The 20787-nt window shown below is 69.4% G+C and carries 23 protein-coding genes; 7 read left to right on the top strand and 16 right to left on the bottom strand.

The genetic code is table 11. From position 1 onward, the window contains the following. Positions 1–45: 45 nt before the first annotated feature. The gene (locus tag BKA18_RS33640; RefSeq protein WP_366047253.1) at positions 46–1428 is read left to right on the top strand and encodes a DUF6519 domain-containing protein; all 1383 of its coding nucleotides are present in this window, start codon (positions 46–48) and stop codon (positions 1426–1428) included. 10 nt (positions 1429–1438) lie between these two features. Here the strand turns inward: BKA18_RS33640 and BKA18_RS33635 are convergent, their stop codons facing one another. Further along, positions 1439–1795 carry a hypothetical protein gene (locus tag BKA18_RS33635; protein WP_366047252.1) on the bottom strand — a complete coding sequence of 119 codons (357 nt, stop codon included), beginning with the start codon at positions 1793–1795 and terminating at the stop codon, positions 1439–1441. A gap of 616 nt (positions 1796–2411) precedes the next feature. On the opposite strand from BKA18_RS33635, the gene BKA18_RS33630 reads away from it, so the two are divergent. Continuing rightward, positions 2412–3524, top strand: a complete 1113-nt coding sequence (locus BKA18_RS33630; RefSeq protein WP_006601643.1) for an endonuclease/exonuclease/phosphatase family protein — start codon at positions 2412–2414, stop codon at positions 3522–3524. 20 nt (positions 3525–3544) lie between these two features. Next, a complete protein-coding gene (locus BKA18_RS33625) occupies positions 3545–3847 on the top strand; it encodes an acyl-CoA carboxylase epsilon subunit (RefSeq protein ID WP_429638789.1) in 303 nt (100 codons plus the stop codon). A gap of 53 nt (positions 3848–3900) precedes the next feature. Here the strand turns inward: BKA18_RS33625 and BKA18_RS33620 are convergent, their stop codons facing one another. Next, positions 3901–5403 (bottom strand): APC family permease, encoded by a 1503-nt coding sequence (locus BKA18_RS33620; protein ID WP_366047251.1) that lies wholly within the window; start codon positions 5401–5403, stop codon positions 3901–3903. A gap of 211 nt (positions 5404–5614) precedes the next feature. Then, positions 5615–6241: a YigZ family protein gene (locus BKA18_RS33615; protein WP_366047250.1), complete on the bottom strand. Its 627-nt coding sequence runs from the start codon at positions 6239–6241 to the stop codon at positions 5615–5617. Between the two features lie 262 nt (positions 6242–6503). Between BKA18_RS33615 and BKA18_RS33610 the strand changes: the two genes are divergently transcribed. Both BKA18_RS33610 and BKA18_RS33605 read left to right on the top strand, forming a co-directional pair. Continuing rightward, entirely contained in the window at positions 6504–7286 is a 783-nt protein-coding gene (locus tag BKA18_RS33610) for a type VII secretion system-associated protein (protein WP_366047249.1), read from the top strand. 173 nt (positions 7287–7459) lie between these two features. After that, entirely contained in the window at positions 7460–7867 is a 408-nt protein-coding gene (locus BKA18_RS33605; RefSeq protein WP_366047248.1) for a CoA-binding protein, read from the top strand. A gap of 187 nt (positions 7868–8054) precedes the next feature. Here BKA18_RS33605 and BKA18_RS33600 read toward each other — a convergent pair whose 3' ends face one another. The 3 genes from BKA18_RS33600 to BKA18_RS33590 form a co-directional block, all read right to left on the bottom strand. Then, positions 8055–8687 (bottom strand): MarC family protein, encoded by a 633-nt coding sequence (locus BKA18_RS33600; RefSeq protein ID WP_366047247.1) that lies wholly within the window; start codon positions 8685–8687, stop codon positions 8055–8057. 199 nt (positions 8688–8886) lie between these two features. Then, complete coding sequence (locus BKA18_RS33595; protein WP_366047246.1) at positions 8887–9444, bottom strand: YbaK/EbsC family protein; 558 nt, start codon at positions 9442–9444, stop codon at positions 8887–8889. Positions 9445–9487: 43 nt separating this feature from the next. After that, on the bottom strand, positions 9488–10060 hold the full coding sequence (locus tag BKA18_RS33590; protein ID WP_366047245.1) for a helix-turn-helix domain-containing protein: 573 nt from the start codon (positions 10058–10060) through the stop codon (positions 9488–9490). Between the two features lie 107 nt (positions 10061–10167). Here BKA18_RS33590 and BKA18_RS33585 point away from each other — a divergent pair, with 107 nt between their 5' ends. Beyond that, entirely contained in the window at positions 10168–11037 is an 870-nt protein-coding gene (locus BKA18_RS33585) for a DMT family transporter (protein WP_040899570.1), read from the top strand. 44 nt (positions 11038–11081) lie between these two features. Here the strand turns inward: BKA18_RS33585 and BKA18_RS33580 are convergent, their stop codons facing one another. Further along, positions 11082–11846 (bottom strand): acyltransferase, encoded by a 765-nt coding sequence (locus BKA18_RS33580; protein WP_366047244.1) that lies wholly within the window; start codon positions 11844–11846, stop codon positions 11082–11084. 143 nt (positions 11847–11989) lie between these two features. Between BKA18_RS33580 and BKA18_RS33575 the strand changes: the two genes are divergently transcribed. After that, a complete protein-coding gene (locus BKA18_RS33575) occupies positions 11990–12529 on the top strand; it encodes a gamma carbonic anhydrase family protein (protein ID WP_235448634.1) in 540 nt (179 codons plus the stop codon). Positions 12530–12631: 102 nt separating this feature from the next. On the opposite strand, the gene BKA18_RS33570 is transcribed toward BKA18_RS33575, so the two are convergent. The 9 genes from BKA18_RS33570 to BKA18_RS33530 form a co-directional block, all read right to left on the bottom strand. Further along, on the bottom strand, positions 12632–13396 hold the full coding sequence (locus BKA18_RS33570; RefSeq protein ID WP_006601654.1) for an enoyl-CoA hydratase/isomerase family protein: 765 nt from the start codon (positions 13394–13396) through the stop codon (positions 12632–12634). A gap of 23 nt (positions 13397–13419) precedes the next feature. After that, complete coding sequence (locus BKA18_RS33565; protein ID WP_040899572.1) at positions 13420–14658, bottom strand: cytochrome P450; 1239 nt, start codon at positions 14656–14658, stop codon at positions 13420–13422. A 132-nt stretch (positions 14659–14790) separates the two neighbouring features. Next, a complete protein-coding gene (locus BKA18_RS33560) occupies positions 14791–16155 on the bottom strand; it encodes a cytochrome P450 (protein ID WP_040897786.1) in 1365 nt (454 codons plus the stop codon). A gap of 10 nt (positions 16156–16165) precedes the next feature. After that, the gene (locus tag BKA18_RS33555; RefSeq protein WP_006601657.1) at positions 16166–16756 is read right to left on the bottom strand and encodes a GTP-binding protein; all 591 of its coding nucleotides are present in this window, start codon (positions 16754–16756) and stop codon (positions 16166–16168) included. Continuing rightward, positions 16731–17111: a DUF742 domain-containing protein gene (locus tag BKA18_RS33550; protein WP_006601658.1), complete on the bottom strand. Its 381-nt coding sequence runs from the start codon at positions 17109–17111 to the stop codon at positions 16731–16733. Before BKA18_RS33550 ends, BKA18_RS33555 begins: the two co-directional genes overlap by 26 nt. Beyond that, positions 17108–17521, bottom strand: a complete 414-nt coding sequence (locus BKA18_RS33545; protein WP_006601659.1) for a roadblock/LC7 domain-containing protein — start codon at positions 17519–17521, stop codon at positions 17108–17110. The genes BKA18_RS33550 and BKA18_RS33545 overlap by 4 nt, the downstream gene beginning before the upstream one ends. After that, entirely contained in the window at positions 17518–18741 is a 1224-nt protein-coding gene (locus BKA18_RS33540; protein ID WP_366047243.1) for an ATP-binding protein, read from the bottom strand. The genes BKA18_RS33545 and BKA18_RS33540 overlap by 4 nt, the downstream gene beginning before the upstream one ends. Before the next feature lie 431 nt (positions 18742–19172). Then, on the bottom strand, positions 19173–19529 hold the full coding sequence (locus tag BKA18_RS33535; protein ID WP_366047242.1) for a DUF4333 domain-containing protein: 357 nt from the start codon (positions 19527–19529) through the stop codon (positions 19173–19175). A 127-nt stretch (positions 19530–19656) separates the two neighbouring features. Next, complete coding sequence (locus BKA18_RS33530; RefSeq protein WP_366047241.1) at positions 19657–20652, bottom strand: alpha/beta hydrolase; 996 nt, start codon at positions 20650–20652, stop codon at positions 19657–19659. Between the last annotated feature and the right edge of the window lie 135 nt (positions 20653–20787).

Raw genomic sequence — 20787 nt, 5'->3', positions numbered from 1 at the left:
CCGCTTATCTCCCTCCGCTATCTCCCTCCTCTCTCGGAGCCCACCATGCACGGCGACTTCTCACGCGTCACCTTCGACCCCGCCCAGCGGTTCTCGGCGGTCCTGGCTCAGCAGGGCCGGGTCCAGCTCGACGCCGACATCAACGAACAGGCGGCCATCCTCCAGTACTTCCTGCGCACCCTGGTCGTGGATCTGCTGGGCCCCGCCACGTACCCGCCGGACGAGGACGAGGATCGCCCCGGCGGGTTCGGCGTGGACGCCTTCGACGGGAAGAACTTCACGCTGGGCTCCGGCCGGATGTACGTCGACGGCATCCTGTGCGAGTGCGACGGCGCCGAATACTTGAGCCAACCCCACCACCACCTCGACCCCGACCGCGACGGCGACCGGCTGCCGCAGCAGCCCTTCCTGGCGTACCTGCGGGTGTGGGAGCGGCTGGTCACCGCCGTGGAGGCGCCCCGCATCCGGGAGGTCGCCCTCGGGCCGCACAGTCCGGACACGACCGCGCGGACCCGGGTGATGTGGCAGGTGTGCTGGCTTCCGCTGGAGGAGAACGAGTACATGCCCGACATGAAAACCGGCACCCGCTATCTGCGGGACCGCATCAGCAGGATGTTCGAGCCCCGCGGGCTGCTCGCGGCCCGGGCCCGGCGCCCGGAGGACGACGCCTCCCCCAGCCACCTCTCGCCGTCCTCCGGCTACCGGGGGCCCGAGAACCAGCTGTACCGGGTGGAGGTGCATCAGGGCGGGACCGCGGAGACCGCGACCTTCAAGTGGTCCCGGGAGAACGGCTCGGTCACCTTGCCGATCAGAGCGGTGCACGGCCCCTCGGTGGAGCTGGAAACGCTGGGGCGCGACGACAAGCTCGGCATCGAGGTCGGGGCCCGGGTAGAGCTCGTCGACGATGCGTCCGTGTACCGGGGCGCGTCGGACCGGCTCGACGAGAGGGCTCCGCGGTTGTACACCGTCCAGGAGATCGACCACGCGGCGTACCGGGTGGTGCTGGACGCCGACCCGGCCGATGACCCGCACCACCCCACGGGTGGACGGGTGCCCGGACTCCACCCGTTCCTGCGGCGCTGGGACCACGGCGGGACCGAGTGGACGAGCGGCGACGACGCCGGGGGCGAACCGACACCGCGCACCCTGAAGGAGGGCGAGTGGCTGCGGCTGGAGGCCGGGATCGAGATCCGCTTCGAACCGAGTACCGAGCGGCCCCGCACCTATCGACGCGGCGCCTACTGGCTGATCCCGGCGAGGGTGCTCTCGGGTGGCGTGGAGTGGCCCACCGACCAGGACGGGCAGCCACGATCGCGGCCCCCGCGCGGCGTCGCCTACCACTACGCACCGCTCGCGGTGGTGCAGCCCTTCGCGGCGGGCGACTACCAGATGGTGGATCTGCGGGTGCCCCTTCCGCGTCGCCGCTAGTCGGCGCGGCTCATCCCTGCGACATCATGACGATGACGAAGATCATGAAGCCGATGAAGATCAGAACGAAGATGACGACCACGGCCACCGGCGTGGTCTTCGCGCTGACCTCGGCGCCGGTCGTCAGGTTGAGCAGCTCTTTGACGCGGAGCGTGCCGCGCTTGACCCGGCCCGTCGCCCGCACCCGGTCGCCGTCGCCCACGGAGCCCTCGAAGGAATACCCCCGCATCTCCACGGGCACCAGACCCACCGGGGCGCCCGTCGCGTCCTGCACCTCGATCCGGAAGGTGCACACGACGGTGGTACTGACGCCCCTGTTCTCCGTGCCGCCCTGCATCTCCGTCCGCAGCTGTACCCCCCGCGCCACGCCCTCGACGGTCCCGGGCCACGATTCCCCCGCTCTGTACTCGACATAGCGTTCGGGGGGACGTGGTGGTTCATGGGGGACGGGGCCCGGGGCTGTCCATGTCTCGGGCGGCGGCTTCGGGGGCGGGGGCGGTTCGGGGGGCGGTTCTTCGTAGCCAGGCCTGAGCAGCTCGCAGCGGCTGCACCGAATGTTGTCGCCCGGTTCCTGACTGTTGCAGTTTTCGCACGTCCACGTGTCGTCTTTTTTCATACCCACGTCACGCCGGCGGATCGCCGCTCTCCGGTCGCAGGGCGACCTGTTGCCACTCAGGTCTCTTTCCCCCATCATCACGCCGGTTGGCCCACGTCGCTACAGGAACGCCGTGCCGTCGGGGGCCGGCCCGGCGGTCGACCACGCGGTCGGCCGCGACTTCGACGCCTTGAGCAGAAGGGCCGGTTGACGCGCAGGACGCGTACCGACCACACCGCCCCACGGCCGCAGCACATCGTGTCTGCGGCGCCCCCGCTGCGTTGGACAGGAACCGCCCACCCTCGGACAATTGACAGTGTCGGCGAGCAGCGACTCGGCGGCGCCTGTTCCGTCGGCTGGGTAGACCCGCGCCGCGTGAGGAGGCGCCATGACCATCCGTATCGCCACCTTCAACACCGAGAACCTCTTCCGGCGGCCCCGTGTTTTCGCCTTGGCCGACGAGGAGAAGCGCCGCAAGACCCTGGAGGACTTCGCGACCCTGGTCTCCCTCCTCGATCACGCGACGTACACGACCGCGGACAAGAAGGCCATCGCCGCGATACTCAAGAAGTACGACGTCCCCAACAACCAGTCGAAGACGCGGCCGTTCTTGGTGAACGAGACCCGCGGAGGCGCCAAACTCTTCTCCGTCAAGCAAGGCGGCACCCTGGAGATCGTCGCCGATGGGCGGGCAAAGTGGGTCGGTTGGGCCGAGCTCATCCCAGATGACATCAACCGTGACTCCGTCCAGAACACCGGCCGGGTGATCGCCGAGGTCGACGCCGATGTGCTGCTCACGGTCGAGGTCGAGGACCGGCTCACCCTGGAGCGCTTCAACGAGCAGGTGCTGACCGATCAGATGGGCCCGAAGAAGCGGTACCCGTTCAACATGCTGATCGACGGCAACGACAGCCGCGGCATCGACGTCGGACTGTTCAGCCGCCGTCCCATCACCGCCATTCGGTCGCACATCTTCGATCCCGACCCCAAGACCGGCCGGCCCGTCTTCAGCCGGGACTGCCCGGAGTTCGAGATCGAGCTCGAAGGCGGCAAGCGGCTGTGGATCCTGGGCAACCACTTCAAGAGCAAGGGGTTCGGCAACCCCACCGACAGCGCCAACAGACGAAAGGCGCAGGCCAAGCGGGTCGCACAGATCTACGAGGAGGCCCGCAAGCGCTCCGCGCACGTCGTGGTCGCCGGAGATCTCAACGACACCCCGGACAGCGTGCCGCTGCAGACGCTCCTGGACACGGGCCTGCAGGACGCGATGTCGCACAGCAGCTACACGGGAGAGCCCGGCACGTATGAGACGGGCCAGTCGCTCAAGCAGAAGATCGACTACCTGATGTTCTCGCCGGGCCTGTTCAAGCGGGTGCAGGCGGTGGACGTCGAGCGGCGCGGTGTGTTCGCACCGCACACGTTCAAGTCGTTCCCGACCGTGACCGGGAAGGACACCGAGGCATCCGACCACGGTGCGCTGTACGCGGATCTCGACATCTGAGCCCGTACCGGGCAACGGGCATCGCACGTAAGGCAGTTGGCGGTGCCCGGCGCACCGCGCGGCTCCCCGTTGGAGGGGACTCGGACCGGCGGCCGCCGCGGACGGGCCGGCGAGACGCCGACGTCGCTCCTGCCGAGACCTCTCTCCTACGGGTCGAGAAGGGCCGGGCCGGCCCCGAGGAACTCGCCGCGCTCACCGCGCTCCTGATGGCCCGCGCCGCGGCCCGGCCCGAGCCGGCCCCGTCCCGCCGCCGCTCCACGGCCGGCTGGCGCCGACTGGAGCGCACCCCTGGCTTCCGGGCGCCGCACAGCTGGCAGGTCTGACATCGAGGCGCCGCAACGGATCGAAGGAGCGGGGACTCGACCCCGCGGGCAGCTCAGCCCACGGCCCCGACCGATCCTCCCCCCACGCCCCGGCCACCCTCCTCGCCCCCGGGCCGCACCGTGTCCGAACCCACCCCGCCCAGATACTCCGCACTGATCCGCTTCGGTCCGAAGGGCCACTCCTTCTCGTGCCGGGCCCAGGCCAGGAAGGCCACCACGCCCGCGCCCACCCAGGCCAGCGACCACTCGATGGGGTGTCTGCCGGGCGAGTTGCGGTCCGCGTAGCCGTAGATGACCAGCCAGCCGAGCAGTGCGACGACGCTCGGCAGCGGATGGAGCCATATCCGATAGGGCCGGCGGAGCCCCGGCTGGCGGCGGCGCAGCACGGTCACCGCGGCGACCTGGGCCAGCGCCTGCACGAGCACCATGACGGTGGTCAGCAGCTGGATGATGGTGGCCAGGTCCGTGTGCCGGCCGAGCAGAAAGCCCGCGGCCATCACCCCGCCCATGGTGAGCAGGCCCAGCACCGGGAAGCGGTGCCGGGGGTGGAGCGTGCCGTACGGGCGGAAGAAGACCCGGTCGCGGGCGGCGTCGTAGGGGACCCGGGAGCCGCCGAGGAGTCCGGTGAAGACGGAGGCGACGGCGGTGAGGAGGATGAGCACCGTGACGGCGTCGGCGGCGCCCCTGCCCCAGGCCTTCTCCAGCACGGCGGAGGCGACGGACGAGGACGCGGTGCTGTGCGGGTCGAGCATGTCCTTCCAGTCGATGACTCCGAGGGTGCCGATCTGCAGCAGCAGATAGATCGCCATGATGCCGAGGATCGACTGGATGATGGCGCGCGGAATGGTACGGCCGGGCCGTCTGATCTCGGCGCCCATATAGGCGACGGTGTTGTAGCCGAGGTAGTCGTAGATGCCGATCGTCAGGCCGGCCGCGAAGCCGGTCCAGAAGTGACTGGCCGTCAGCTCGAAGGCGTGCGCGGGATAGGTGAAGGCCCGCTCCGGGCTGAAGTGGGTGAAGGCGGCGGCGATGACCAGGACGACCGAGGCGATCATCACCGTCCACAGGACGACGGTGAGCCGGGCGATGTTCTCCACCCGCCGCCACAGCAGCACGACGACGCCGACGGTGACGGCGAGTCCGACGAGGTCACCTTGCCCCGGGCTCATCTTTGGCCACAGATAGCCGAGGTACTGGACGAAGCCGATCACGCCCGTGGACATCCCGAGGGGGATGAAGAGCATGGCCGTCCAGACGAACAGAAACGGCATCAGCTTGCCGGTGCGGTACTGGAAGGCCTGCCGCAGATAGACATAGCTGCCGCCGGCACCGGGCAGCGAGGCTCCCAGCTCGGCCCAGATCAGCCCGTCGGCGAGCGCCAGCACCGCGCCCGCGAGGAACCCGGTCACGGCCTGCGGCCCACCGAAGGCCGCGACCATCAGCGGGATGGTCACGAACGGTCCGATGCCGCACATCTGGCTCATGTTGAGGGCGGTGGCCTGGAACAGGCCGATACGCCGGACGAATCCCACCCGCTCATCGAGGAGTTCGGCCATGCGGCAGACCTTTCTCTCGCCGGCGCGCACGCCGGTCGGTGGTCCCTTCTCGCCGGGCCACAGGCTGACACGATCGCCGCACCGGCGCATTGGCCCGGACGGAACTTTCCGGCGCGGTCCGCGCACTCCCCCCGCCATCCCGGCCCGGCGCTCGACGGCGGCCCCAGTGCCGAGCCCGGCCGCCTCCCGCCCACCGCACCGCTCCGGCCCGTCAGACCTCCCCGTACGCCTCGCCGCCGAGCTCCAGCCGCGCCGTGCCGGCGGTGGTGTCCGCGAGCCAGGCGCGGAAGGCCGCCAGATCCGCCTCCGGCACCCCGACCTCGATGCGTACCTCCGCCCCGTACGTCACCTCGCGCACCGCCCGGCCCGTCGTGCGCAGATCGTTCTCCACCCGGCCCGCCCGCTGGTGGTCGACGGTGATCGTCACCAGCCGGAAACGCTGCCGGGTGACCGTCCCCAGCGCGTCCAGCGCCTCGCCGACGACGCCTCCGTAGGCGCGAATCAGGCCGCCGGCGCCGAGCTTGACGCCGCCGAAGTAGCGGGTGACGACAGCGACCACGTAACGGACCTCGCGGCGCACCAGCATCTGCAGCATGGGTACGCCCGCGGTGCCGCCCGGCTCCCCGTCGTCGCTGGCCTTCTGGATGCTGCCGTCGGCGCCCAGGACGTAGGCGAAGCAGTGGTGGCGGGCGGTGGGGTGCTCCTTGCGGATGCGCGCGATGAAGTCCTGGGCCTCGGCCTCGGTCGCCACGGGCGCGAGCGCACAGAGGAAGCGGGACTTGTTGATCTCGATCTCATGGACGCCCTCGTGCGCGAGCGTGCGGTACTGCTCCTGCATCGGACCAGCCTATGCGGCCGCTGTGACCTGCGGACACCGGCCGGTCGGCGGTCCGCGCCGCGCGGGGGTGTCCGCCGTAAGGGCGCGCGGGTCCGCCGGACGGGCGCAGACCGCACGGCCAGGCGGCGTACCCACCCCGTCCGCACGGTGCGTCGGGGAGACGTCCGCGCCGCACCGTGGGCACTGTGAAGCCAGTGCGAGAGCCTCGTGTTTCCGGGGCCCCGCTCGTACACGTAGGAACGGCGGGTTGGCGGAGGGCGGCATGGAAGAAAGCACACAGGCGGCGATGACGGCGGGCGTTCCCGTGACAGGCCAGGAGATGCCCGAGCCCCCGCCGGAGGTCATCGAGGCGGCACGCAATGCGCCCGATCACTGGTTGGCCATGGTCGATCTGACCTGGCAGGGAGAGGGGCCACCGCCCCTGTGGTCGCTGATCGGGCAGTGGCGCTCGGGCCCGACGGGGGAGATCGAGGAGTGGCGGGACAACCCCGAGTACCGGCCGTCACCGCAGATGCTGGACTGGCCGGAGCCGACCGATGCGGTCGACTGCGCCGTGCAGCTCGCCGCGACCGGCTACGGCCCGGGGCAGGACGTCTCCGAGGCGCTGGCACGCGCGGAGGTCTCCGTGCTGGTCACCGCGACCGGTTCACCGCTGGCCGCCGCCTCTCCCGAGGGCACTCCGGTGATCCCGGTCTACACCTCGCAGAGCTATCTCGAATCGGTGGGCCGGCTGCTCTACGACCGCCGGCCGGTGGCCGCACTCGTCGAGCAGCTGCCGCCGGGTCATGCGCTGTACCTCAACCCGACCGGCCCGGTGAGCATGCTGGTGGACACCGAGGAGCTGCGCGCGGCGCTGGCCGGGGCGTCCGGCACGGCGGACGAGGCGCGCACGCCGGCCACGCCCTCGCGCCCAGGAATCGGAGCCGGTGGGGCCGAGCCGGTGAGCGGCGGCCGGGCGATCGGCAAGCCGGCCCGTGCGGCGAACGGCAGCACCGTGGTCGGTGCCGGGATGGCCAGTAGTGGAGTGGCCCGCGGCGCGAACTGAACCGCCGGCCCACAGGACCCGCCCCGCCCGTCTTCCCCTTCGGGCGGGGCGTCTGCCGTACGGACGGCGCGGACGCCCGTCCGGTCCGCGATCCGGCGTCCTTCGCAACGGGAATCTCCGGGCGGCGCCGTCCGTTGAGCGCACAGGACCCTTCCATCCGCAGGAGGCAGTGCGTGTACGGCGACCCCACCACGATCCGCAGGATCCTCACCGAGCTCGGCGACACCTGGGCCGTCGTGGGCCTGTCCAGCAACGAACAGCGCGCGGCGCACGGCGTCGCACAGGTGCTGCAGCGCTACGGCAAGCGGATCGTGCCGGTGCACCCGAAGGCCGAGACCGTCCATGGCGAGCAGGGCTACGCCTCGCTCTCCGCGATCCCGTTCCCGGTCGATGTGGTCGATGTCTTCGTCAACAGCGAGCTGGCGGGCGGCATAGCCGACGAGGCGGTGGCGCTCGGCGCGAAGGCCGTCTGGTTCCAGCTCGGGGTGGTCGACGAGGCGGCCTGGAACCGCGTGCACGACTCCGGGCTCGACATGGTGATGGACCGCTGTCCGGCGATCGAGCTGCCCCGCCTGGGCTGAGGGGCCGCCCTGCGCCGCACCGTTGTGCCGACGAGGCGCTGGACGGGCCGGAGTACTTGTATGTGTCGCTGGACATCGACGTGTTGGACCCGGCCTTCGCCCGGCCCACCCACGCCCGGCCCCCACAGATAGCGCCACCTGCGCACCCGGCAGGCCGAGGGGGACCGGCCCCGCCGGCGTCCCGACCTCATGCGATACCGAAGTACGTCTTGATCCCGCCGAGCATGAGCTGGATCCCGATCGTGGCGACGAACAGCCCGCCGAACCGCGTCATCAGGGCCGCGCGCTGCGGAGACAGGTTCACCCTGTTGGCCAGGAACAGGTGCCCCACCGGAATCAGCGCCACGGTGATGCCCACCGCGATGAGCGCCGCGATCGGGCCGGACCAGCCGCTGCCGGCCGAGGCGATCGTGATGACAGCGGTGATGGCGCCCGGCCCCGCCATGAAGGGAATGGCGTAAGGCACCACGATCGAGTCCTCGGCCGACTTCGGCTCGGGCACCTCGTGCGCCGGGGCACCGCCCTGAGCCCGCGAGGGTTCCCCGCCGAGGAGCATTTCGAATCCCATCAGGCCGAGCACCAGACCGCCGGCGAACCCGAACGCCCCCAGATTGATGCCGACCAGATCGAGCAACTCCTTGCCCACCAGGGCCGCCACGCCCAGCGTCACCCCGATCGTCGCCATGATCCGGCCGACGTACTCACGCCGCCGCTCCGGCTCGTTCTCCGTGAGCAGGCGGAAGAAGATGCCCCGCATGAACGGATCCACCAGCAGGACCAGCGAGATCGTGGCCTGAACCGTGAGCTCAACAGTGCTCATGCGTCTCCCGCAGGGTACGGAGCAGCCGTCGCCGTCTGCACCGCATCCGCGGTGCGTGCCGTCCTCCTCATCCTCCCGCCGACGAAGCCCGCTCGCTACCTGACTGCGACAGCGGGCCCTGCGTGCGTGGCGGTGCAGTCGTGGGCAGCGGCAAGGCGGGAACCCGAGCGCAAGGGCGGCGGGTCCCGGCGGACGCCCGTCAGGCGGTGCCCAGCCCCTCCAGGAGCGTGGCGCCGGGGAGTTCGGCCAGTGCCTTGCCGGGCAGGATGAGCTTGCCGCGGCGGCTGCCGCTGCCGATCAGGGCGTACGGGGTATCGGCGACGGCGGTGTCCACCAGGAGCGGCCAGTCGGCGGGCAGGCCGAGGGGGGTGATCCCGCCGTATTCCATCCCGCTGTCGCCGACAGCCTTGTCCATCGGTGCGAACGACGCCTTGCGGGCGCCCAGTTGACGGCGCACCACACCATTGACGTCGACGCGGGTGTGCGAGAGGACGACGCAGGCGGCCAGGGTGGTCTCCCCACCGCGCTTGCCGGCCACCACCACACAGTTCGCCGACTGCTCCAGCAGCCAGGGGCCGTAGCGCTCGACGAGCAGCGCGGTGTCCGCGATGGCCGGGTCGGTGTCGACGTAGCGCACCTCCTCGACCGGCACGGAACCGCGCCAGTTCCGCAGCGCGGTGGCCACCGGCCCGACCAGCAGGTCCAGGCACTCGACGGCGGGCCGGACCTCGTCAAAAGCATCCATCGGCACGGGCATACGCGCCAAGCTAACAGTCGTGCCCGCCGGACGGCGGACCGTCTCAGCGAGCGAGCGGGATGATCACCGACATCGTCATCTCGATCGGCTCGTCGCCGTCATTGCGGTACGCATGCGGGACCTTGGCCTCGAACGACGCCGCGGATCCGGCGGGCACCCGGTGCTCCACGCCGTCCACGACCAGCGTCAGGGTGCCGCTGCGGACCTGCAGCAGTTCGACGGTGCCGGGCGGGTGCGGATCGGAGGCGCTGCGGTCACCGGGCATCAGCCGCCAGTCCCACAGTTCGAAGGGTCCGGGCGCCTCGGAACCCACCAGGAGCGTGGTGTGGCTGCCGGCCTCGGTGGACCAGAGCCGGACCGCCTCGTCCGCGGCCACGATGCGCACCTGCGGGCCCTGCTCGTAATCGAGGAGCGTGGTGATGCTGACGCCGAGCGCGTCGGCGATCTTGACGGTGGTTCCCACGCTCGGGTTCGTACGGGCCTGCTCGATCTGGATGATCATGCCGCGGCTGACGCCGGCACGGGCCGCCAGCGCATCGAGGGTGAAGCCGCGCTCGGCGCGCCAGTGCTTGAGGTTGCGGGCGAGCGACTGGGTGAGCTGGTCGAGATCCGTCACGGGTCCGTCCAAGTCGGGGGCGAATATATTCGATGCCGCAGTTCAGTTTCTTGTACTACGGTGTGGTGTACTTCAGCGTCCGGTTCACTGTACTGCGAGGTTTCACCATGACAGCGGTCTTCGCCCTGGCCACCAGCCTTCTGTGGGGGCTCGCCGACTTCGGCGGCGGACTGCTCACCCGACGGCTGCAGGCGCTGACCGTCGTCGTGGTCTCGCAGACCCTGGCCGCCCTCGTACTGGGTGCCATCGTGGTGGCCACCGGCGGCTGGCGGGAGGCCGGACCGCAGCTGTGGTTCGCGGTCGGGGCGGGCGTCGTGGGGCCCGCCGCCATGCTCTGCTTCTACCGTGCCCTGGCGCTCGGCCCGATGGGCGTGGTCTCCCCGCTCGCCTCGATCGGCACCGTGTTGGTACCGCTCGGCGTCGGGATCGTGGCGGGCGAGCGGCCGGGCCTGCTGCAGACCGCCGGCATGGTGGTGGCCGTGGTCGGCGTGCTGCTGGCCGGCGGCCCGCGGATCAGCGGCGCGTCGGTGGCCCGCCAGACGATCGTGCTGACGCTGGTCTCGGCGCTCGGCTTCGGCGCGGTGATGGCGCTGATCTCCGAGGCGTCCACGACCGTGACCGGGCTCTTCCTGGCTCTGTTCGTCCAGCGGGTGTGCAATGTCGCCGTCGGTGGCGCCGCCCTGTACGCCTCGGTGCGGCGCGGCACCCCGGCGCTGCCCGACGGCGGACTGGCCGCCCTGCGTGGCTCGCTGCCCGCCCTCGCCTTCGTCGGGATCGCCGATGTCGCCGCCAACGGCACCTATGCGATCGCCGCCCAGAACGGTCCGGTCACCATGGCGGCGGTGCTCGCCTCCCTCTACCCCGTCGTCACCGCGCTCGCCGCACTCGGCGTCCTGAAGGAGCGGCTGCAGGCCATCCAGACCGCCGGCGCCTCACTCGCGCTGGTCGGGACGGTGCTGCTCGCCTCCGGCAGCTGACCGGGACGGGGGACGGCGGCGGCGCGAGCGCGTCTGACGACCGGTCAGGACGCCTCGTACGCCTCCCCGGCCTCCTCCGTCTGCCATGCGCTCAGCGCGCGCAGCTGCTCGGGGGTGACGTCCTCGGGGATCGGCACCGGCGCCGGCGTGCGCAGCGGCGGCTGCCAGCCCTCCTGCGGGTCCCAGCGGCGGACGATCTTGGCGGGTGCGCCGGCGACCACCGCATGGTCGGGGACCTCACCGCGGACCACGGCGCCGGCCGCGACCACCACGTTCCGGCCCAGCCGCGCGCCGGGCAGGATCACCGCCCCGGTACCGATCCAGCTGCCGGAGCCGATGGTGACCGGGTCGCTGCGCGGCCACTGCTTGCCGATCGGCACCTCGGGGTCGTCGTAGCTGTGGTTGGTGGTGGTGACGTACACACCGGGGCCGAAGAAGCAGTCGTCGCCGATCGTGAGCCGGACATCGGCGATCACATGGCTTCCCCTCCCGAGCACCACGCCGTTGCCCAGCGTGAGGATCGGGTCCGGGCCGAGATCGAGGTCCGGCATCATGCCTGCCGTCAGCGTCACGTCCTGGGCGATGATGCAGTGCTCGCCGAGCTCGATCCAGGGGGCACCGAAGACCGTGCCCTGCGGGAAGGCGAGCCGGGTGCCGGCGCCGATCCGGCGGAAGCGGTACGGACCGGGGCGCCCGGCGGTCACGGCCGCGGCCTCCCTCACCCAGCGCGCGCCGCGGTGCACGGCACGCGACACGGCCCGGCGCCGCCAGGCCGCGACGGATGAGAACACGTTCTGGTTTATCGGCACCCGCACACCGTACTCAGCCCGCCGGGACACCGGCCGCGCGACGGGCTGTGATCTTCGCCCCACCCGTGGCCGTCCCCGCCGGCCACCGCCGCGGTCGTCTACGGTGCTGGGGGCGCGGCGCAGCACGGCAAGGAGAGCGAAGGATGACGGGACGAGCCTTGATTTCAGCGGTGGGCGGCAAGGAGCCGAAGGTCGATCAGGCGGCGTTCACCGCCCCGACGTCCGTCGTGCTCGGCGAGGTCTCCATGGCGGCCGGCTCCAGCGTCTGGTACCACGCGGTGCTGCGGGCCGACTGCGGCCCGATCGTGCTCGGCGCCGACAGCAACATCCAGGACAACTGCACGGTGCATGTCGATCCCGGCTTCCCGGTCACCGTCGGCGCACGGGTCTCGGTCGGCCACAACGCGGTGCTGCACGGCTGCACCGTCGAGGACGACGTCCTGATCGGCATGGGCGCCACGGTCCTCAACGGGGCGCACATCGGCGCGGGCTCGCTGGTCGCCGCGCAGGCGCTGGTCCCCCAGGGCATGCAGGTGCCGCCCGGCTCCCTGGTCGCCGGGGTGCCGGCGAAGGTCAAGCGGGAGCTGACCGCCGAGGAGCGCGAACTCATCACGGTCAACGCCACGATGTACGGGGAGCTGGCGGCCCGGCACCGGGAGGACGTGCCGGACGCCGAGGTCTGAGCCCGGCCGCCGCCCGAGCGGCACAGGGTGCGGTCCGACGAGGTCCGGGGCAGCCTGGTCCGGGACGGCACCCGTGCCCGCGCCGCCTCCCCTGGCGCCACGTCAGCCGAGCCGTTCCGATCCGGCGGCCGCCAGCACCGACGTCAGCATCTCCGCGTCGAAAAGGGTGGCGTCCGCCAGGCGGTGGGCGCCCGCGTAGGCGTTCATCATCACCTTGGCCGTCCGCAGGGCCGCAGGTGACCTGCGGACCAGCGGTCTGGTCCACCGTGCGATCACCTCGTCCAGTTCGTCCTCCGGAACTGCCTTGTGGAGGAGGGCGAGCTCTGCCGCCTTCGCCGCGTCGAAGCTCTCCCCGGTCAGGATCAACTCGCGGATTCTGGCGGCGCCCGACTCGTTCAGCAGTCGGGGCAGCACGCCTCCCCAGGCGGGGGGCATGCCCAGCGCGAGCTCCGGCAGCCGGAAGCGGCAGCTGTGCGCACCGGCTCGCAGATCACAGAACACCGCGAGCGCGATCCCCGCGCCGATCACCCGCCCGTGCAGCCGGGCGATGGTGACCGTGCTGGTGGACGCCAGCGCTTCACACACCCGCCGTGCCTTGTTCCCCATGACACGAAGGGCCGCTCCGGAGCGATCCGCGGCGAGGGACTCCGCGAACTCCTGGCGATCTCCGCCCAGGCAGAAATCCGCTCCCGCGCCGGAGAGGATCAGCACCCGTATCTCGGGCCGGTCGTTCAACGCCCCCAGTACGGTGAGGAGTTCGTCGAGCATCGGCTCACAGAGCGCATTACCGGTCTCGGGGCTGTTCAACTGGACGTGGAGCAGGGGGCCCTGGTGGGTGACAGCAAGGGTCTTGAAGTTATCGATCACAGAACTCTTCCTACTCGGCGCTGTCAGGACTCGACGACGGGCAGCGTCATGAGCCGTCGGAAGGCCACCCGCGGCGCCCAGTCGGGCGTACGGCTCAACTCCAGGGCGGGGAACCGATTGAGCACGCCGGTCAGCAGAGTCGTCGCTTCCAGCCGGGCCAGCGCGGCACCGAGGCAGTAGTGGATGCCGCCGCTGAAGCTGAGATGGCTGGCCTTGCGGCGGACGTCGAAGACCGCGGGATCGACGTGGTGGGCGGGATCGTGGTTGGCGGCGCCGACCATGAGGTGCACCATCTGGTCCTTCTCCACGGGCACGCCCGCGAGCGTGGTGTCCTCGCCCGCGATCCGGCTCACCACATGCGTCGGGGAGTCGTAGCGCAGCACCTCTTCGACGGCCCCCGGTATGTATTCGGGGTACGCACGCAACCACCCCATCTGACGGGGGTGCTCGGCGATCAGCCACACCATGGTGGACAGCAGGTTCGAGGTGGTCTCCAACGCCGCCAGAACCACGAACAGAGCGAGTCGGTAGACGGACTCGTCCGCGGCGTCCTGATGCGGTTCGAGTTCGTCCCAGGTCCTTATCCACGACGAGATCGGGTCATCGCCGGGCGCACGGCGGCGTTGCCGCACCAAGGCGATGAAGTAGTCCCGCAGATTCCGGGTTGCGGCGTCGGACTGCGCGAGCTGACTCGCCGAGGGCAGCAATTCCTGGGCGAATACCTGATCGTGGGTGAGTGACCGCAGCAGCGGGTAATCCGCGGTCGGCAGACCGAGCCACTCCCCTATCGTCATCACCGGCAATTCTTCGCTGACGAGGGCACTGAAATCGGCCTCACCGTCCTTCAGACTTTCCGCGAGCCGGTCGAGCAACTCTTCGGTGCTGCGCTCGACCGAATTCTTGATGCCGTCCAGGGACTTACGGTCGAACATATTGCCCACCGACCGCCTGGCCCGCGTGTGGTGCGGCGGATTGAGCCCGGGCAGTGTGCTGGCCATTTGCTGCGAAGACGGGGCCATCCAGCGAGTCGCCGCTCCCTGTCTGGCCCGCCAGCCGCTGTCCGGCACCAGCCATGACCTGTTGCGCAACACGTGATCACACAGTCCGAAAGAGGTCACCAGATGGCCGCCCCAAGGTGCCGGAACAATATCTCCCATCGATCGGAGTTCTGCGTAGTGTGGCAATGGATTCGCTTGGCCGTCCGGTGTGCGCAGGCGAGAAAAAAGCCTTGCCACGGAGCGTCGGTCGACGGACGGAACCATGCGCGGGGCAACCATGGCGGATTCCACTGACAGAACTCCTTCATTCAATGCGTCAGGTCAGAATGACCAACCCTGACTACCCCCGCGATTGAACGTTTACGCGCCACCGAAAGCGAAAATCTGTCGCGAACGTCACACCTTCCACCAGGAGAGGAACGAGCTCCACCACTTACCCCGTTGGGCCCCGTTCCCGGCCTGTGCAGGGGTTTTTTCCGCCGTTTGGCCACCCGTCGCCGAGGAAATGGAGGCAGGCCGCTCGGGGCGTACCGGGGTGAAACGGGCGGGCAGCACGTCCAGCGCCCGGTGGAACGGGCCCGGCCGCCAGGTCAGGCTTTCCACCGGCAGGGCCAGATCGATGTCCGGCAGGGTGTTGAGCAGTTTCTCGATGGCCAGGACGGCCACCAGCAGGGCGGGGTCCTTGGCGGGGCAGGCGTGCGGCCCCGCCCCCCAGGCGAGATGCGCCCGCTTGCTGAATATCTGACGGCCCGTCGAGAGCGTCGGGTCGGTGTTGGCGGCCGCGAAGCTGATGACCACCGGATCGCCGGCCGACAGCTTGGCTCCCCCGAGCTCCACGTCACGCACGGGGTAGTGCACGCCGTAGTTGGCTATCGGAGCGCTGTTCCACAGCACATCGTTGATGGCATCGTCGACCAGCAGTCCGGCCGTGTGCTCATCGCCCGCGTACTTCTCATCCGTCAGCAGCAGCCGCAGCGCGCTGGCGATGATGTTCTGCGTGGGCTCGGTGCCCGCCGCAATGAGGGTGACGAGCTGATGGACCATCTCCTCGTCGGAGAGCCCGGACGGGTGCGCCATCAGCCATGAGGTGATGTCCTCGCCCGGCGAGCGCCGCTTGAGCGCCACCAGTTCCAGCAGCGCTTCGGTGAGGACCTCGTTCGCCTTCTCGGCGTCCACCCCGTCAAATATGCCGGATATGCCGAAGACCAGGCGGTCTCCGATCTCGGCGGGGCAGCCGAAGAGGTCGTTGAAGACCAGCAGCGGCAGCAACTGGGCGTAGTCGGCGACCAGCTCCACTCGGCCGCGGCTGCTGAACTGGCTGATGAGGTACGCGGCGACGCGGTCGACGTGACGGCTCAGCCGGTGGGTGTCCACCCGGGCCAGACTCGCGGTGACCGACTGGCGCAGCCTCAGGTGCTCGGCGCCGTCGGAGAACAGGCAATTCGGCCGGTGCATCATCATCGGCAGCACGGGGCTGTCCAGCGGGACACGCCCCTCGTTCAGCGCGCGCCAGCGGCGGGAGTCCCGCGCGAAGGTGTCCGGGTTCTGCAGGACGTGGAGCGCGGTGGCGTAGTCCGTGACGAGTTCGGCCTCCACACCGGGAGCCAGCTCGACGGGCGCGCTGGGGCCGTACTGCCGCAGCGTCTCGTAGAAGGCTTCCGGCGCGGCGGCGAATTCCGGTCCGTGCAGGGGCACCCTTTCGCCGCCGGCGTGCGCGGGGCAGCCGGGCGGCGGAGTCTGGAATTCCGAGTGAGATTGCATGCCTGAGCTCCTAGTTGACGCGGGACTGTAGATATCGGACGAGCGCGATCAGGGAATCCGCCGAGGAACGCTGGTCCCGTGCGTCACAGTGGACGACGGGCGTCTCAGGGAGAAGGTCCAGCGCCTCCCGGATCTCGTCGAGCGAATGGGAGGGAGTCCCGTCGAACCGGTTCACGGCGATGGCGTACGGGATTCCGTAGTGTTCCACCAGGTCCATGACAGGAAAGGACTCGTCGAGTCGCTGTGGGTCGACCAGGACCAGCGCACCCAGCGCCCCCCGCGTCATGTCTTCCCACACCTGAACGAACCGCTGCTGTCCGGGCGTTCCGAACAGATAAAGGACCAGTTTCTCGCTGAGCGTGAGGCGGCCGAAGTCCATGGCGACCGTGGTCGTGGTCTTGTCCGGTGCGCCCTTCGGGTCGTCAATTCCGGCACCCGCCTGGGTCATTACCTCTTCGGTCCGCAGCGGAGGAATCTCGGACATGGTGCCGATGAATGTCGTCTTGCCCACGGCGAAGTGTCCGACCACGAGGATCTTCGCCGCGGTCTGCACCGAATTGCGCAGGTACACGCCGTCATCCAAAGCGAGCCTGGAGCCCATTCAGCACCTCCTCAAGGATTTTCCGGTCGACAAGCTGAGCGCTAGGTATGGGCGCGCGGGAGTAGAGATGACCCTCCCGCGCGAGATCGGCCACCAGAATCTTGACGACACCCACCGGCAGCCGGGTGTGCCCGGCTATCTCGGCGACCGAGAGAAAACCTCCCGAACACAGCTCCAGCAGGCGGAGCTTCTCCGGATCGAGAGGTTTCGTCCGAGGCGGCTCCGCATGCACGGTGACCAAGGTGATCAGCGAGAACTCACTGCCGTCAAGAAGATCGCGGCCGTTGGTGATGACGTACGGCCGTACTAATTCTGCTGCTTCGTGTTCCAGCTCCGGCTCGTCGTCAGGTGTCATGACTGGATATCAGCCCTATCGCGAGGCGGGCTGGTCAGTGCCTTGCCGAGCTGCCCGACAAGCTGTTGCATACGGAACGAGATCTCCGCCATGTCGACATCGGGTGAGGCCGAAACGGCGAGATAGGCGCCTTCGCCGGCCGAGATGAGAAAGACCCAGCCATGGTCGAACTCCACCAGCGTCTGCCGCCATTGCGGCCGATTGACGGGCGCCCCGCCGTGGCAGAAATCGGCGACCGTACGGCTCAGCGACTGCATTCCGCTCATCGCGGCGGCGACGGTGTCGGCGTGATCCCGGCCGACGTCCTTCGAGCGGGCCATGAGCAGGCCGTCGGCGGAAACGAGAATGGCGTGCTGCGCTTCGGGCAATTCCAGAGCACTGTCAAGCATCCACGACAGATCGTAGTTCACTGAACCTCATGCCCTTCATTGCTTGCATTGGTGGAACGACGGCCGGACTGTGTGCCGCGCTGGAATGCGCCCATGGCGGACGCGGTCCTTGCGCTGTCGCGGGCCGGGGTTTCCGTACTCTCGGTCTGGGTCGGCACGATGGAAATCGCACCGCGTCGGCGACGCTTCGGCAGCCCGCCGGCGGTCGTCTCGGTGATCGGTTGAACAGGCGCCGGCTGTCCCGTGGGCGCCGGCCCCGGAGCCGGGTACGCGGGGGCCCTGGGAGCCGGAGCAGCGCCGCCAGGGGCCGGGTGACCAGGAGGATGCTCGGGCGGCAACGGGGCGGACGCGGCCACGGCAGGACTCTCCTCGGGCTCGTGCAGAGACGTCAGTAGATCGTCGGGGAGCAGGACGACCGCGCGCACGCCACCGTACGGAGAGGTGGAATCCACCGACACCGTGAATCCGTATCGGGCGGCGAGCACACCCATGACCGTGAAACCGAACTGCGGCGGGTTACCGAGGCTGGAGACGCTGGCGGAATTCTCGCTCGACAACAGCTGAGCGGCGCGCGCCTTCTCCTCCTCGTTCATGCCGACACCGGCGTCGTCGACGACGATGCAGACGCCCTTGGGCACCGGACGGATATTGATCTCGATCATCGTTTCCGGTGCCGAATAACTGGTGGCGTTGTCCAGCAATTCGGCAAGAACCAGCGCAACCGGTTCCACGGCGCGGCTCACGATGGCGAAGTTGCTCTGCGAGCGGATTTCGACGCGCGTGAAGTGGCGGATACGCCCCTTCGCGCTGCGGACCACATCGTAGAGCGAGGCATTGTGCCGCCGCCGGCCGAGCCAGCCGTCGCAGAGGACGGCGATGGACTGGGCGCGTCGCGCAAACTGCGAGTTCATATGGTCGATGTCGAGCAGATCCTGCAGGATCTTGTGCTCGCCATAGGTTTCCTGCAACTTGGAGATCGCCAGCTGCTGTTCGCTCGCCAGTCCCTGCAGGGTCCGCATGGCGGCCTTCAAGGTGGTCTTGGTGGCCTCTTCCGCCCGGTCCTTGGCCTCCTCCACCGCCTCCGTGTAGTGGTGTTCCAGATTGGTGTAGTGCTGCTTGAGTTCAGCCTTTTCTGCTCGAAGCTCCGATATCTTCTTTCTGCCGCGAATAATCGCGGTTGCGGCGACAGGTGTGCCAGCGATCAGTCCCCAGAGCGCTGGATCCTGGAAGTATTGCGTCATAAGACTCTCTTCGGACGACGGAGCCACCAGGTGACGTGTGCCTGGCTGCGACGGGTCTGCTCACTCGCGGTTCCAGACGTACGTGAACGGCCGCGCACAGTCGCCTGCCAGAAAGCCATCAAAGGGCCGGCTAATGGCATAATTCTCCCGGGGTGGCAGTTTTCATAGGCCAATGCGCGGAATTTCTTTCCTGCCTTAGCAGGTGGTCGACCCGTTGGCAAGTGCGATGATCTTAGCATCACGACAACGACCATCGTCCAACCGCTATCTGAACAGTTACTCATCTGAAGGCGATTCAACAAAGGCCCCCTTTGGGGCCGTTGGATGCTCTCAAGGGGTTCCGGAGCAGCTCGATCAGCCGCTTCCTGACGCTCCGCCAGCGCGCTGTCCTGCGACGTCGCGAACGCAACGACGGAAACGATCAGCAGGACTCAGCGGTGCGGGGCGTCGTGGACATATGTGATCTCGCCACCACGGACCCGGATGACGCGGACGGTCATCTCGCGGTCGGTCCCGCGCAGATAGTGGGCCGTGCACCGGGTTCGCGCCCCCTTGACGGCACGCAGATCCTGCACGCAGTCGACCGAGCGCGGCCCCTTGGGGATCACCGGAAGCGACAGATGACCCGAGATCGAGCGGGCCACCTCGTCGCGCGGGACGGTATCGGCCGTCCCCTTCACCTCGCTGGTCGCATCCCGGTCCCGCAGCCACTGGCTGCCGGCCGTGAGGCTCCCCGCCAGCAGAGCCGTACCGACCAGCGCCAGGCCGACCGCTCGCAGTGTGCGCACGACTCTCCTTCCCGGGGGTACACGCCGTCAGCCGGCCGCGGCACGGCCGGATCAGGGACAATTCTGGCCGCTTGCCGGGCGTCGGCAACATGAGTCCCCCGAGGTGCGGCCAGCCAGGCGACAGGCGTCAGGCGGACGGCACCGGGCCCTGCATCCGCTCGCTGATCCAGTGCAGCGATTCGGGCATCCGCTGGATGTAGGTGTGGGCGCTGTGCACGCCGTCCGGTATTTCGAAGAGGGTGGAGTGGATCGGTCCGCCGGTGTGGTCCGCGATGAAGCGCTTCACGTCCGGTACCGCCGCCTCCTTGCCGCCGAGCTCGAACGCCAGATAGACGTCCGGGCCCTTGTGTGCGGCCAGTTGCCGTGCGAGGTGGCGTGGATCGTTGTCCCGCATCTCGGCCGGATGCCCCTGCCACATCGGTGAATCCGGCGCCGTGTCAGGCCCGTTGACGATGGCCGCCTTGAACTTCTGCGGCTCCTTCAGGACGGCCTTCAGGGCGGCGAAGCCACCGGACGAGGAGCCCATGAAGGCCCAGCCGTCACGGCTGTCGTACGTACGGAAGTTGGCCCGGGCGAAGTCCGGCACGTCCTGGGTGAGCCAGCTGCCCATCTTCGGCTGCCCCGGGATGTCGCTGCCGTCGTAGTACTTCGTGCCCGGATTGAGCACCGGCATCACCAGGATGAACGGCAGCGTCTTGCCCTGCCGCGACCACTCCGCGATCCGCTCCTCCAGCGAAAAGGGCTCCCCCGCCCAGTAGTTGAACGGATAGCCGTAGGACCCGGGCAGCGCGATCAGCACGGGGAAGCCGCTCCGGGCGTACCGGGGCCGGTGGTACTCGGGCGGCACCCAGGCCCAGATGTCGCCGGTGAAGCCGGACTTGCGGCCGTGCCATGTCGTCCGCACGACCTGGGTGCCGTCGTTCCCGGTCGTCCGGAAGGGAGTGAAGGAGGAGCGCGGTCCGCGCGGCGGCACCGTCCGGGGCCGGCCGTTGTTGGCGTCCGCGGTGCGGGCCCGCAGCCGGGGCACGTGGGAGGCGTCGACAAGGTCCCGCTCGGTGCCGCAGCCGGCCAGCAGCACCAGGGCCACCACGCTCACCGCCGCACGGACACGCAGGCACTTCATCGGGGCGTTCTCCTTGGCTGCTCAGTCCGGCCGAGGGGCACCACGCTGCCAGCACGGCACCGGTCGAAGGGCACCACTCTAAGATCGTCCGGAGCCCGCCCGGCGCCGCCTTCGGCCGCCCTGACCTGGCGGTCC

This window comes from Streptomyces auratus (assembly GCF_050433025.1).
Taxonomy (GTDB): domain Bacteria; phylum Actinomycetota; class Actinomycetes; order Streptomycetales; family Streptomycetaceae; genus Streptomyces; species Streptomyces sioyaensis.
The sequence above is the reverse complement of the archived record's forward strand: the minus strand, read 5'-3'. Positions and strand labels throughout refer to the sequence as shown.

Excerpts from the sequence above, each read along its gene's own strand:
- BKA18_RS33640 (WP_366047253.1), top strand. The coding sequence starts at position 46 with ATGCACGGCGACTTCTCACGCGTCACCTTCGACCCCGCCCAGCGGTTC.
- BKA18_RS33630 (WP_006601643.1), top strand. The coding sequence starts at position 2,412 with ATGACCATCCGTATCGCCACCTTCAACACCGAGAACCTCTTCCGGCGG.
- BKA18_RS33620 (WP_366047251.1), bottom strand. The coding sequence starts at position 5,403 with ATGGCCGAACTCCTCGATGAGCGGGTGGGATTCGTCCGGCGTATCGGC.
- BKA18_RS33615 (WP_366047250.1), bottom strand. The coding sequence starts at position 6,241 with ATGCAGGAGCAGTACCGCACGCTCGCGCACGAGGGCGTCCATGAGATC.
- BKA18_RS33610 (WP_366047249.1), top strand. The coding sequence starts at position 6,504 with ATGGAAGAAAGCACACAGGCGGCGATGACGGCGGGCGTTCCCGTGACA.
- BKA18_RS33600 (WP_366047247.1), bottom strand. The coding sequence starts at position 8,687 with ATGAGCACTGTTGAGCTCACGGTTCAGGCCACGATCTCGCTGGTCCTG.
- BKA18_RS33595 (WP_366047246.1), bottom strand. The coding sequence starts at position 9,444 with ATGCCCGTGCCGATGGATGCTTTTGACGAGGTCCGGCCCGCCGTCGAG.
- BKA18_RS33585 (WP_040899570.1), top strand. The coding sequence starts at position 10,168 with ATGACAGCGGTCTTCGCCCTGGCCACCAGCCTTCTGTGGGGGCTCGCC.
- BKA18_RS33575 (WP_235448634.1), top strand. The coding sequence starts at position 11,990 with ATGACGGGACGAGCCTTGATTTCAGCGGTGGGCGGCAAGGAGCCGAAG.
- BKA18_RS33565 (WP_040899572.1), bottom strand. The coding sequence starts at position 14,658 with ATGGTTCCGTCCGTCGACCGACGCTCCGTGGCAAGGCTTTTTTCTCGC.
- BKA18_RS33560 (WP_040897786.1), bottom strand. The coding sequence starts at position 16,155 with ATGCAATCTCACTCGGAATTCCAGACTCCGCCGCCCGGCTGCCCCGCG.
- BKA18_RS33555 (WP_006601657.1), bottom strand. The coding sequence starts at position 16,756 with ATGGGCTCCAGGCTCGCTTTGGATGACGGCGTGTACCTGCGCAATTCG.
- BKA18_RS33550 (WP_006601658.1), bottom strand. The coding sequence starts at position 17,111 with ATGACACCTGACGACGAGCCGGAGCTGGAACACGAAGCAGCAGAATTA.
- BKA18_RS33540 (WP_366047243.1), bottom strand. The coding sequence starts at position 18,741 with ATGACGCAATACTTCCAGGATCCAGCGCTCTGGGGACTGATCGCTGGC.
- BKA18_RS33530 (WP_366047241.1), bottom strand. The coding sequence starts at position 20,652 with ATGAAGTGCCTGCGTGTCCGTGCGGCGGTGAGCGTGGTGGCCCTGGTG.